Origin of the sequence: Bacteroides sp. 3_1_23, from assembly GCF_000162555.1 — a bacterium.
GTDB classification, from domain to species: Bacteria; Bacteroidota; Bacteroidia; order Bacteroidales; family Bacteroidaceae; genus Bacteroides; species Bacteroides ovatus.
The window spans coordinates 57,777-69,914 of sequence record NZ_GG774949.1; the positions used below are offsets into that span (position 1 = coordinate 57,777).

Below are 12,138 nucleotides of genomic sequence, written 5' to 3' on the forward strand. Positions count from 1 at the left end.
GTGTACATAATCAGTTCCCGATGAAAACCGGGAACTGATTAATTATTGTGTATTAGTCGATAATTTCAGTAATCTGACCAGCACCTACCGTGCGTCCACCTTCGCGGATAGCGAAACGAAGGCCCGGGTTCAATGCTACTGGGTAAATCAACTCAACTGTAATAGTTACGTTATCACCCGGCATTACCATTTCTGTTCCTTCCGGCAAAGTGATTTCACCTGTACAGTCCATAGTACGCAAGTAGAACTGAGGACGGTATTTGTTGTGGAACGGAGTGTGACGACCACCTTCTTCTTTCTTCAAGATATAAACCTCAGCTTTGAATTTAGAGTGCGGTTTAATCTGACCTGGTTTACAAAGAACCATACCACGTTTGATTTCGTTCTTGTCAATACCACGAAGCAAAAGACCTACGTTGTCACCAGCTTCACCTTGATCCAACAGTTTACGGAACATTTCAACACCAGTTACAACTGATTTCTTATCTTCACCTAAACCAAGAATTTCGACTTCATCACCAACGTGGATGACACCTGTTTCGATACGACCTGTTGCTACAGTACCACGACCTGTGATAGAGAACACGTCTTCAACCGGCATCAAGAATGGTTTATCAACATCGCGCGGAGGCAGTGGAATCCAGTTATCAACTGCATCCATCAGCTCCATAACTTTGTCTTCCCATTTTTCAACACCGTTCAATGCGCCAAGAGCAGAACCACGGATGATAGGAGTATTGTCACCATCGAAATCATAGAATGAAAGGAGTTCTCTCATTTCCATTTCAACGAGTTCCAACATTTCTTCGTCGTCTACCATATCGCATTTGTTCAAGAATACAACCAGACGAGGTACGTTTACCTGACGAGCCAACAGAATGTGTTCGCGAGTTTGAGGCATCGGACCATCAGTTGCAGCACAAACGATGATAGCACCGTCCATCTGAGCAGCACCAGTAACCATGTTCTTTACGTAGTCGGCGTGACCCGGGCAGTCTACGTGTGCATAGTGACGGTTAGCTGTTTGATATTCAACGTGAGAAGTATTGATAGTAATACCTCTTTCTTTTTCTTCAGGAGCGTTGTCGATAGAATCGAAAGAACGCAATTCTGAAAGACCTTTTTTTGCCAACACTGTAGTGATAGCAGCTGTCAACGTTGTCTTACCGTGGTCTACGTGACCGATTGTACCAATGTTTACATGCGGTTTGGTACGTTCAAATTTCTCTTTAGCCATAGCTTTACTTGTTATTTATTTGATTAATAATCAGCATTTACATCCTTTATGAGCTGTTACCGGGACTTGAACCCGGGACCTCTTCCTTACCAAGGAAGTGCTCTACCACTGAGCTATAACAGCAAGAAAAGAGAGCGGAAGACGGGGCTCAAACCCGCGACCCTCAGCTTGGAAGGCTAATGCTCTATCAGCTGAGCTACTTCCGCATTCTTGCCAAAGTTGTCACTCTGATTGTGGGCAAAGATGGATTCGAACCACCGAAGGCGTAAGCCAGCAGATTTACAGTCTGCCCCATTTGGCCACTCTGGTATTTGCCCTTTTCAAAATCAAGAAATAAAAGAACTATTTTCAAACAATATGATAAAGACAGATGTTCTATCTTTGTTCTTCGGTTTCTTTTTGAGCCTCTTGTCGGATTCGAACCAACGACCCCGAGATTACAAATCACGTGCTCTGGCCAACTGAGCTAAAGAGGCAAACTTACTAAAAAATGCAACCGTCACGTTCTAACGCGAGCGAAACGGCTGCAAATTTAGTTATTTATTTCTTTCCCGCAAAATTATTTGGGATTTTTTTATTTGCTACGTTGCTTTTCCTTGTATTTAACCAGTTGTTTTACGAGCGCTTCCACATCTAAATCAATTGCCTCTTCAAATGTATCACACACTTTGCTTGCATAAAACTCCCCATTGGGGATTAATATTTTAATGCCTGCTTCTTTATTTTCAGCAACTTCTGGTTTTACTACCTTTAATGACACCTCTACTTTCTTTATATCTTCGTAATATTTTTCCAACTTGGACACTTTCTTCTGAATAAATGCCTGCAATTGCTCTGACGCATCAAAGTGAATTGATTGAATTCTAACATCCATACTTACCTCCTTTTTTTTAAGCTCTTGGATGAGCTTGTTTATACACTTTTTTAAGTTCTTCAAATGTGGCATGCGTATAGATCTCGGTAGTCGTAATGCTCTCGTGACCCAAAAGTTCTTTTACCGCGCCCAGCTCTGCTTCATTATTCAGCATTGTGGTAGCAAAAGTATGCCTCAACACGTGAGGACTCCTTTTCTTCAGCGTTGCCACCTTTGACAGGTTCCGTTTCACTAAATTATAGACCAGATTCTTATAAAGTCGTTCGCCATTCTCTCTAATAAAGAAAGCCTCCGACCTTTCCGGAATCGTTTCGTTTCTTACATTAATATATTCAAGCATCAACTCCCGCAGTTCATCACCGAACGGTATCAGTCGTTGCTTATTTCTTTTCCCGGTCACTTTCAGAAGAGAAGCCGAAAAATCCACATCCTTATCATCCAAACCTATTAATTCCGAAAGTCTCATGCCAGTAGCATAAAACACTTCAATCACCAACCGGTCCCGACAACCTTTAAATCCTTCGCCAAAATCCGTATCATCCAATAACCGATTCATTTCGTTCTCTTTTAAGAACACAGGCAACGGCTTTTTGTTTTTAGGTCCTTTTATTTTACGCAAAGGATCTATAGTCGTCTTCCCCTGTCTTATGAGATACTTGTAAAACGTTCGGAGCGAACTTAGCTTACGATTTACAGAAGTTGAGGTATACCCTTTATCCATCAATGAAACAATCCATTCACGAATCAGTTCCGCCTCGACCTCTAACGGATTAAACTTTCCATACTCTTCCTGAGCAAACTCCTGCAGTTGCTTTATATCTTCACCGTACGCAAGAACGGTTTTTTCAGAATAGTTCCGCTCATACTGGAGATAATCAAGAAAAGATTCTATCAACATAATATCGCTACATCTAAAATCGTGCAACGAATGTATGAAAAGAATTCAATAATTCAAAGGAAATTACGAATTATTAATCTTCTACTTGCTGAAGTTGTTGTACGTAAACTGCGCGTTCTTTCTTAAGTCTTTTAGTTACAGACGGTTTATCAAACTGCTGTCTGCTTCTCAATTCCTTTACGATGCCAGTTTTCTCAAATTTTCTTTTGAACTTCTTCAGCGCTTTTTCAATGTTTTCGCCTTCTTTTACAGGTACTACAATCATTTTGTTATTATTAATATGTTATGATTAAAAAAATTCCGCAGTCAAATTGCGCCGCAAAATTACACATACTTTCTTTATTCACAAAACTTTCGGCAAATATTTCTCAAAAACTATTCATAAACAAGTCATTAAATGCGGAAAGTTAGTACCTTTGAAACACTTACATGTCTATAATAATATAATAAGGTATGAAACAGAACATAAAAGAACGAGTACATGCTTTGCGCATGACATTCCATCCCAATTACATCAAAGCATTCATTATCCCCAGCACCGACCCCCATCTTAGTGAGTATGTGGCTCCCCACTGGATGTCACGTGAATGGATTTCCGGTTTTACGGGTTCTGCAGGAACAGCGGTCATCCTGATGGACAAAGCGGGATTATGGACCGACTCACGTTACTTCCTTCAGGCAGCGAAAGAACTGGAAGGGAGTGGCATCACACTCTACAAAGAGATGCTGCCGGAAACTCCAAGCATAACAGAGTTTCTCTGCCAGCACCTAAAACCCGGAGAATCTGTAAGCATTGACGGGAAAATGTTCTCCGTGCAACAGGTAGAACAAATGAAAGAAGAACTAGCGGCACATCAGTTACAGGTAGATATATTTGGAGATCCATTAAAGAACATCTGGAAAGACCGTCCCTCCATACCTGACTCTCCAGCCTTTATTTATGATATCAAATATGCAGGAAAAAGCTGCGAAGAAAAAATATCCGCCATCCGTGCGGAGTTGAAGAAGAAAGGTGTCTATGCCTTATTCATATCTGCACTGGACGAAATAGCATGGACTCTCAATCTACGAGGAAACGATGTACATTGCAATCCAGTTATAGTGAGCTACCTGTTAATTACGCAGGACGAGGTGACTTACTTCATTTCACCGGAAAAAGTGACGTCGGAGGTCGAGACTTATCTGAAGAAACAACAAATAGGAATACAGAAATATGATGAGGTAGAGACATTCCTGAATTCTTTCCCCGGAGAAAATATTCTTATTGATCCACGGAAAACGAATTATGCGATTTACTCGGCCATTAATCCGAAATGTTCCATTATTCGTGGCGAGTCTCCCGTCACATTATTGAAAGCCATTCGCAATAAACAGGAAATAGCCGGCATCCATGCTGCCATGCAACGGGATGGAGTGGCACTTGTCAGATTCCTCAAGTGGCTGGAAGAATCTGTATCCACCGGAAAAGAAACTGAATTAAGTATAGATAAAAAGCTGCATGAATTCAGAGCAGCACAGCCCCTCTACATGGGAGAAAGTTTCGACACCATTGCAGGATATAAAGAGCACGGAGCAATCGTGCATTATTCGGCAACGCCAGAAAGCGATGTAACTCTTCAGCCTAAAGGATTCCTACTCTTAGATTCAGGGGCACAATACTTGGACGGAACCACTGACATCACTCGTACCATCGCATTAGGCGAACTGACGGAAGAGGAAAAGACGGATTATACCTTAATATTAAAGGGACACATAGCATTGGCTATGGCCAAATTCCCAGCCGGAACCCGTGGTGCGCAACTCGATGTACTGGCGCGTATACCTATCTGGAATCACAGAATGAACTTTCTCCATGGCACAGGGCACGGCGTCGGGCATTTCTTGAGTGTACACGAAGGTCCACAAAGCATTCGTATGAATGAAAACCCTGCAATTCTCCAGCCCGGTATGGTTACATCCAACGAACCTGGTGTTTATAAGACAGGCAGTCACGGGATACGTACGGAGAACCTGACGTTAGTTTGCAAAGATGGAGAGGGAATGTTTGGAGAATATCTTAAGTTTGAGACTATCACTTTATGCCCCATCTGCAAAAAAGGGATCATCAAGGAGATGCTGACAAATGAAGAAATTGAATGGTTAAACAATTACCATCAGACTGTCTACGAGAAACTATCACCGGATCTTAACGAAGAAGAAAAAGTTTGGTTACAAGAGGCGACTGCTTCCCTTTAAAAAGAACTTGCCTGACACCCGGGTGTCAAGCATACCAGCACCCGGGTGTCAGACTGCTCAAGACCCGGGTCTCATACATCACGACACCCGGGTGTCGTACAACATAGAACTGCATTAAATAAAAAACTTTATTAGAAACAAATATTATATGGCTTTAATTAAATCAGTACGGGGTTTTACTCCCGAGATCGGAGAAAACTGCTTCCTCGCAGATAATGCAACTATTATAGGAGATGTAAAAATAGGAAATGATTGTAGCATTTGGTTTAATACGGTATTAAGAGGTGACGTCAACTCCATACGAATCGGCAACGGTGTCAATATTCAAGATGGAAGTGTCTTGCATACATTATACCAGAAATCGACTATTGAAATTGGCGATCACGTATCCGTAGGACATAATGTCACCATTCATGGGGCGACCATCAAAGATTACGCATTGGTCGGGATGGGGTCAACCGTACTGGATCACGTTGTAGTCGGTGAAGGAGCAATCGTTGCCGCCGGCTCTCTGGTATTAAGCAATACCATCATTGAACCGGGAAGCATTTGGGGAGGAGTACCCGCGAAATTCATTAAAAAGGTAGATCCTGAACAAGCCAAAGAACTGAATCAAAAAATTGCTCACAACTATCTGATGTACTCACAATGGTATAAAGAATAGCTTTAAATAAAACCTAAAACAAAACTTCGTTCCTCCTTACTCTTATATTTTTAAGAAAAGGGGGAACGTTTTTTTTCAGAACACCATTGACACTTCAATAGCCACATAAATAAGCCATTTACAAACACATACCATAAAATCCACACTACTAAAACTAATCATCATTGATTTCCAAAGTCCATATTTATATTATTTAACCCTCTGAATATATTTTTATTACGAATTATTCGTAGATTTGTAAGACATTAAATCTGAGCAATGAACCAACAAGCACTTATTCATTATGAAAATAAAACTACTACTTACAATTCTCTTATTGGCAGAAATAATAACCGCCAATGCACAAAACGCAGAAAAAGAATATTTAAAGAAAGTACTTACCAATTTAGAAAAGATTGAATCTGCAACCTACTATGTCACTAACGAAAGCTGGCAACCTGGTGATTCAACCGCATTATCTACCTTGCATGGCTTCGTTAAAGAGTACGATAATCCAATGGACTCAACCATAGGTGCAAGCTATGTTTCACTAGATGCCAATGATACAACAAAACTAGAATTTTGTTATGACGGCAACATAAGAGTATTACCTTATCACGAAAATAAGAAATTAGCAATTGATGATTTCACATTCAGACCACTTCCTTTCAGACTAGTAAGTCCTCCATTCTTCAATCACGCAAAGAATATCATCAGATATGCACTTACCACTAAGGATCATATTGTAACAGAGTTGAAAGATGAGGGTGATAATTATTATTTTAAATTAGTCATTGATGAGAATCAACAGGTTGAGTTCTTTGGAAAAGCTTATCACATGCCACTTCCTCCATTCAATATCGGCAGTACAGCTTCTATTTATGAGTTATGGATCAACAAATCGAATGACCTACCTTATAAAAAACGGAGAGAGATGTCGCATGATATTTCCGTTTCAACCTGTTCGAATCTTGAAATCAATAAACTAACAATTAACGACTTTAACGCGTCTGATTATTTCCCCAAAGATTATGAGATAGTAAAATACAGCGACCTCTACAAGAAAAAAGCAGAACCAACAGCATCCAGTCTTATAGGAAAAAAAGCTCCCGACTGGATATTAGAAAATATAGAAGCACAGCCGGTATCATTAGCCGACTGTAAAAGCAAAATCATACTAATCAACTTCACAGGCATTGGTTGTGGTGCCTGTCAGGCGGCTGTTCCTTTTCTGAAACAGTTAAAAGAATTATTCACCAGTGAAGAGTTTGAGTTGATTGCAATAGAATCCTGGAGCCGTAAAGTATCTGCCATCCGAAATTATGCAAACCGAAAGGAATTGAATTATACCATTCTGAATGCAACAAATGAGGTTATAAAACAATATCAGACCGGTAGTGCCGCACCTTACTTTTTCATAGTAGACCAAGAACGAATCATACGAAAAGTAATCAGAGGTTATAGTAATGAGAATACAGATAAAGAAATAATAAATGCAATAAAAGAACTACTATGAACATGAACAGACTATTTACTTGTCTTTGTTTGTCCTTGTTATTCAACCTGGCACAAGCACAATTACCCATCCCCGAATATCAGAAAGGAAAGGCCATTTTAAGTGGTACAATCGCCAATTACCATCCGAATGATAATCTGATATTCAAGATCGGAGCTCCCAATATCGTGATGGGAACAGCCGAAACTCTTTATCCGACTGTTGAGTCAGACGGAAACTTTACTATTAATATTCCTCTCTACCATCATACACAAGTACGGATGATGATAGGAAATGCTGATTTAGTCATTCTGCTAAGTCCCGAAAAAGAAACAAATGTAGCTATCAATCTAAGTAATCCACCAGGAAAACAGTTTGTATTTAGCGGTCAATATGCTACCATTAACAATGAATGGTGCCAGCCGGAACTGATAACAAAGATACCACCTGTTTATAGTGATGGCGACCTATTGGATTCCATTGTAGGCATTAGTGCCAATGAATTCAAAAAACGATGTATCAACCAATACAAACGATATGTAACGCACAACAACGCACAGTTACAATTCAGCGAAGACACTCGCACACTCGCCAATCTCTCATGCGCATTTGATTGCCTGGAAAATCTACAGGCCACCCACTATTGCCTGCAAACTGCTTATCAAAAGAAGGAAAACATTACGCGGGAACAAGCTTTTGCTGCTTTTCTTGATGTATATTTGCCTGATGATTTCCACAATTATTTGAAGGATTTCCCAGTCAATCACCCTTTAGCACTCTATTGTTATAATTACCGCAATGTAGTCATGGATTTATATGATACCCACAAAGACCCACTCGCTTACGAAAAAAATCTATTGAAAAATGCACCACTCACTAAAGAGGAACAGACACTTATCCATCAATATGAAACGGCTTTCAAAGCAGGTGTCTCCTTTCAGCAAGAAAGCGAGCTAATGGCACTTAGTGCAAAATACTTCAAAGAAAATGACCTATTCAGATGGGAGTCATTCTCCAAAACAAAAGAACGTCTTAGTAATATCATACAAGACAGCACAAGTTTAATAGTTGACTACATACGAGCAATCTATATGCGTTCCAGTTTTTACAATTTACAACCTCTGACACCCCGACAAGAGCTCATGGCTTCGGAAATCACCAATCCTATTTTCTTAGGTATCATTCAAGACATGAACCGCCAGATGCAACCCCGACAGAAAACGATAACAAAGAAATTCACTATTTGCGAAGTACCACAAGTTCCGGAAAAGGAACTGTTGACTGCTCTCATTGCCCGCCACAAAGGGAAGGTACAGTTTATCGACTTTTGGGCTACCTGGTGCGGTGGCTGCCGGCAAATCATCAAGGAATATGAACCACTAAAGAAAGAAATAGGTGAAGACAAAGTTGCTTTCATTTACCTCACAGGCCCCAGTTCTATAAAAAAGACTTGGGATATACTAATACAAGACATTGCCGGAGAACATTACTGGTTGAACAAAGAACAGTGGGGTTATCTTTGGAATCATTTTCAGATGACGGGATTACCGATGTACCTGATAATAGATAAAAAAGGAAATATCGCAAAACAATTCACCCACGTAACAGCCAAAGAGTTGAAAGAGTTGCTAGAGTTAGAAGTCAACAGATAAGGTGCCTAGCTACAAATGCAGGAAACAGGTTCTTCGTCAAATCTGGTGAAAAGTTGTCCTCTATTCATTTATATAATTCAGTAGATGCCTGTTTTTCTAAAGGATTTACCACCCAATTTGACAAAGAGCCGAAAGCAATGAGAAGTGTGCCAAAGCTCCTTAATAAACAAAGAATCACCTTTACCACAGATAATTGTGATAAAGGTGATTCTTTGTTTATTAAGGTTTTGTATTGCCCTCTTATATCGAATTCACATTGATCTACACTACATATTTAGAAATTAATCATGTGCATAATCTTCTCCGTCGCACCGGCATTGCTAGTCACATAATAACCGGCATTCGTTCCGGTTTCCCGCAAAAACGCCTCATCTGTCAGGAAACGATCCAGCAAAGTTTTCAGCTCATCATAGTCTTTGATAGAATAGGCACCTTTTGCTTCGAGCAATTGAACGGCTTCCATAAATTTCTGATACTTCGGTCCGAAAATCACCGGAATACCGTATACAGCCGCTTCCAAGGTGTTATGGATTCCTACCCCGAAACCACCGCCTATATAAGCTATTTCACCATAGCGGTAAATAGAGGACAGCAGTCCGAAGCAGTCTATAATAAGACAATCCGCTTTCAATACATTCCTCTCATCGGCACGGGTATAGCGCACATACGGACGCTTCAGTTTACCGATGATCTCAACCAGGTGATTCTCATCGATCACATGCGGAGCAATAATCAATTTCATTTCCGGATGATTATTGAAATATTCGAGGAATAAATCCTCATCAGGTCCCCATGAACTTCCGGCAACAAAAGTAAAAGAATTGTTTCCTTTAAACTTCTCCACCAACGGGAGCTCTTTAGCCTCTTCGCGGATTTGCAGTACACGGTCAAAACGGGTATCCCCCACTACTGTCACACGACTGATGCCGATTTTCGACAAATAACGTTTGGATGCCTCATTCTGAACAAACAGATGATCGAAATCTTTCAAGACATTGCGATAAGTGCCACCGTACCATTTAAAGAATATTTGTTCGCGACGGAAAATAGACGACACACTATATACCGGAATACGGCGCTTGTGAAGCTCATCCAGATAATTCTTCCAAAACTCATATTTGATAAAGAACGCCATGCAAGGATTTGCAATATCCAGGAACTTCTTCACATTCCTCGGCTTATCAAACGGCAGATAGCAGACAATATCCGCCCCCCGATAATGCTTGCGCACTTCATAACCGGAAGGAGAAAAAAATGTCAGCAATATCTTATAGTTAGGATATTTCTCACGAATCATTTCTATCAGAGGGCGTCCTTGTTCAAACTCCCCCAGTGAAGCAGCGTGAAACCAAATATACTGTTCCCCTTTTTCCACTTGTTGGCGTAAGAGTTCATACACCACCCAATGCCCCTTCATCATCTTCCGTGGCTTACGGCTAAACGGAGCAGCCAAATGGACGATAAAGTCATAAATGACTATTGCCAGGTCGTAAAGCATAGTACTGTGTCGATTACTTCAAAACCTCTACCGCTCGTTTCATACGAGCTATCGTCTCCTCTTTGCCCAATACCCAGGAAATATCGAACATGTGCGGGCCTTTTCCTTCACCCACCAATGTCAGACGGAAAGCATTCATGATATTACCGGTATGGTAACCTTTCTCTGCAATCCAGTCCATAACGACTTTTTCCTGTCCTTCAATGCTAAAATCTTCAATACCGGCAATCACTTCTGCCAATTCGGTCATACATTTGGCAGAATCTTCTTTCCAGCGTTTCTTCACCGTCTTTTCATCATATTCGGTAGGAGCCACAAAGAAGAAGCTACATACATCCCACAGTTCTTTAATGAAACTTACCCGGTCTTTCATCATGCCAACCACAGTCACTACCTTTTCGAAAGGAGCCTCTACGCCTTGTTCTTTCAAGAAAGGCAAGAACAGTTCCGCAATTTCTTCGTTAGGTTTCTGCTGTATATATTGATGATTGAACCATATTCCTTTTTTATAGTCGAACTTAGCTCCCGACTTGCTGCAACGGTGAAGATCAAACAACTTAATCAATTCATCCATCGACATCACTTCCAGATCATTACCCGGATTCCATCCCAATAAAGCCAGGAAATTAATCACAGCTTCGGGTAAATAACCGGATTCGCGATAACCAGAAGAGATTTCTCCGGATTTCGGATCGTGCCATTCCAATGGAAATACAGGGAATCCGAGACGGTCACCGTCACGCTTGCTTAATTTTCCATTACCTTCCGGTTTCAATAACAAAGGCAGGTGAGCAAATTCCGGCATCGTATCTTCCCAACCGAAAGCACGGTACAACAACACATGCAAAGGAGCGGAAGGCAACCATTCTTCACCACGAATCACGTGGGAAACTTCCATCAAATGGTCATCCACGATATTTGCCAAATGGTAAGTAGGCAGTTCGTCAGCCGATTTATAAAGCACTTTGTCATCCAGAATAGATGAGTTGATTACTACTTCGCCACGAATCAGGTCATTTACATGTATATCTTCATTCGGTTCGATTTTGAAACGAACAACATATTGTTTGCCTTCAGCAATCAGTGCATCCACTTCTTCTTTCGGCATAGTTAATGAATTGCGCATCATACCACGGGTAGATGCATCATATTGGAAGTTAGCAATTTCAGCACGCTTAGCGTCCAGCTCCTCCGGAGTATCAAAAGCGATGTAAGCTTTTCCATTTTCCAGCAAAATCTGCACATATTTCTTGTAGATTTCGCGGCGCTCCGACTGACGGTATGGACCCTGTTCACCACCGAAGCTCACTCCCTCGTCAAAGTGGATACCTAACCACTTAAAAGATTCGAGTATATACTCTTCCGCTCCCGGAACGAACCGGTTAGAGTCAGTGTCTTCAATACGAAATATCAAGTCTCCGCCGTGTTGACGTGCAAATAGATAATTATACAAAGCTGTACGCACACCACCGATGTGCAATGCTCCCGTAGGACTTGGAGCAAAACGAACTCTTACTTTTCTTTCTGCCATAATTTGGGTTAGTATAGGTAAATCGTGGCAAAATTAAACCTTTTTTTCCACACTATTGTTTTTTTTTGTACTTTT

Annotated in this window: 10 protein-coding genes and 4 tRNA genes; 4 read left to right on the forward strand and 10 right to left on the reverse strand. The window is 40.8% G+C overall.

Annotation, left to right across the window (positions count from 1 at the left end):
- Window positions 1-52 precede the first annotated feature (52 nt).
- The 8 genes from tuf to rpsU all read right to left on the reverse strand — a co-directional run bounded on the left by tuf (window position 53) and on the right by rpsU (window position 3,274).
- Complete coding sequence (gene tuf, locus HMPREF9010_RS23590) at window positions 53-1,237, reverse strand: elongation factor Tu (RefSeq protein ID WP_004296364.1); 1,185 nt, start codon at window positions 1,235-1,237, stop codon at window positions 53-55.
- 51 nt (window positions 1,238-1,288) lie between these two features.
- Window positions 1,289-1,360 (reverse strand) — tRNA-Thr (locus HMPREF9010_RS23585).
- A gap of 10 nt (window positions 1,361-1,370) precedes the next feature.
- Window positions 1,371-1,443: transfer RNA gene (locus HMPREF9010_RS23580), tRNA-Gly, on the reverse strand.
- A gap of 28 nt (window positions 1,444-1,471) precedes the next feature.
- Window positions 1,472-1,554, reverse strand: a tRNA-Tyr gene (locus HMPREF9010_RS23575).
- Between the two features lie 85 nt (window positions 1,555-1,639).
- Window positions 1,640-1,713, reverse strand: a tRNA-Thr gene (locus HMPREF9010_RS23570).
- Window positions 1,714-1,811: 98 nt separating this feature from the next.
- Entirely contained in the window at window positions 1,812-2,111 is a 300-nt protein-coding gene (gene hpf / locus HMPREF9010_RS23565; protein ID WP_004296365.1) for a ribosome hibernation-promoting factor, HPF/YfiA family, read from the reverse strand.
- A gap of 16 nt (window positions 2,112-2,127) precedes the next feature.
- On the reverse strand, window positions 2,128-3,009 hold the full coding sequence (gene xerC / locus HMPREF9010_RS23560) for a tyrosine recombinase XerC (RefSeq protein ID WP_004307555.1): 882 nt from the start codon (window positions 3,007-3,009) through the stop codon (window positions 2,128-2,130).
- A 73-nt stretch (window positions 3,010-3,082) separates the two neighbouring features.
- Window positions 3,083-3,274: a 30S ribosomal protein S21 gene (gene rpsU / locus HMPREF9010_RS23555; RefSeq protein WP_002558090.1), complete on the reverse strand. Its 192-nt coding sequence runs from the start codon at window positions 3,272-3,274 to the stop codon at window positions 3,083-3,085.
- Window positions 3,275-3,462: 188 nt separating this feature from the next.
- Here rpsU and HMPREF9010_RS23550 point away from each other — a divergent pair, with 188 nt between their 5' ends.
- From HMPREF9010_RS23550 to HMPREF9010_RS23535, 4 genes are all read left to right on the forward strand, one after another.
- Window positions 3,463-5,244 carry an aminopeptidase P family protein gene (locus HMPREF9010_RS23550; protein WP_008646330.1) on the forward strand — a complete coding sequence of 594 codons (1,782 nt, stop codon included), beginning with the start codon at window positions 3,463-3,465 and terminating at the stop codon, window positions 5,242-5,244.
- A 148-nt stretch (window positions 5,245-5,392) separates the two neighbouring features.
- The gene (locus HMPREF9010_RS23545; RefSeq protein WP_004307560.1) at window positions 5,393-5,908 is read left to right on the forward strand and encodes a gamma carbonic anhydrase family protein; all 516 of its coding nucleotides are present in this window, start codon (window positions 5,393-5,395) and stop codon (window positions 5,906-5,908) included.
- A 283-nt stretch (window positions 5,909-6,191) separates the two neighbouring features.
- Window positions 6,192-7,403: a peroxiredoxin family protein gene (locus HMPREF9010_RS23540; protein ID WP_008646331.1), complete on the forward strand. Its 1,212-nt coding sequence runs from the start codon at window positions 6,192-6,194 to the stop codon at window positions 7,401-7,403.
- A complete protein-coding gene (locus tag HMPREF9010_RS23535) occupies window positions 7,400-9,034 on the forward strand; it encodes a TlpA family protein disulfide reductase (RefSeq protein WP_004310899.1) in 1,635 nt (544 codons plus the stop codon). The genes HMPREF9010_RS23540 and HMPREF9010_RS23535 overlap by 4 nt, the downstream gene beginning before the upstream one ends.
- A gap of 274 nt (window positions 9,035-9,308) precedes the next feature.
- Here the strand turns inward: HMPREF9010_RS23535 and HMPREF9010_RS23530 are convergent, their stop codons facing one another.
- Window positions 9,309-10,532: a 3-deoxy-D-manno-octulosonic acid transferase gene (locus HMPREF9010_RS23530; protein ID WP_008646335.1), complete on the reverse strand. Its 1,224-nt coding sequence runs from the start codon at window positions 10,530-10,532 to the stop codon at window positions 9,309-9,311.
- Window positions 10,533-10,545: 13 nt separating this feature from the next.
- Entirely contained in the window at window positions 10,546-12,063 is a 1,518-nt protein-coding gene (gene gltX, locus HMPREF9010_RS23525) for a glutamate--tRNA ligase (RefSeq protein ID WP_004307566.1), read from the reverse strand.
- Window positions 12,064-12,138 lie beyond the last annotated feature (75 nt).

Coding starts and splice junctions, on each gene's coding strand:
- tuf (WP_004296364.1), bottom strand. CDS start 1,237: ATGGCTAAAGAGAAATTTGAACGTACCAAACCGCATGTAAACATTGGT.
- hpf (WP_004296365.1), bottom strand. CDS start 2,111: ATGGATGTTAGAATTCAATCAATTCACTTTGATGCGTCAGAGCAATTG.
- xerC (WP_004307555.1), bottom strand. CDS start 3,009: ATGTTGATAGAATCTTTTCTTGATTATCTCCAGTATGAGCGGAACTAT.
- rpsU (WP_002558090.1), bottom strand. CDS start 3,274: ATGATTGTAGTACCTGTAAAAGAAGGCGAAAACATTGAAAAAGCGCTG.
- HMPREF9010_RS23550 (WP_008646330.1), top strand. CDS start 3,463: ATGAAACAGAACATAAAAGAACGAGTACATGCTTTGCGCATGACATTC.
- HMPREF9010_RS23545 (WP_004307560.1), top strand. CDS start 5,393: ATGGCTTTAATTAAATCAGTACGGGGTTTTACTCCCGAGATCGGAGAA.
- HMPREF9010_RS23540 (WP_008646331.1), top strand. CDS start 6,192: ATGAAAATAAAACTACTACTTACAATTCTCTTATTGGCAGAAATAATA.
- HMPREF9010_RS23535 (WP_004310899.1), top strand. CDS start 7,400: ATGAACATGAACAGACTATTTACTTGTCTTTGTTTGTCCTTGTTATTC.
- HMPREF9010_RS23530 (WP_008646335.1), bottom strand. CDS start 10,532: ATGCTTTACGACCTGGCAATAGTCATTTATGACTTTATCGTCCATTTG.
- gltX (WP_004307566.1), bottom strand. CDS start 12,063: ATGGCAGAAAGAAAAGTAAGAGTTCGTTTTGCTCCAAGTCCTACGGGA.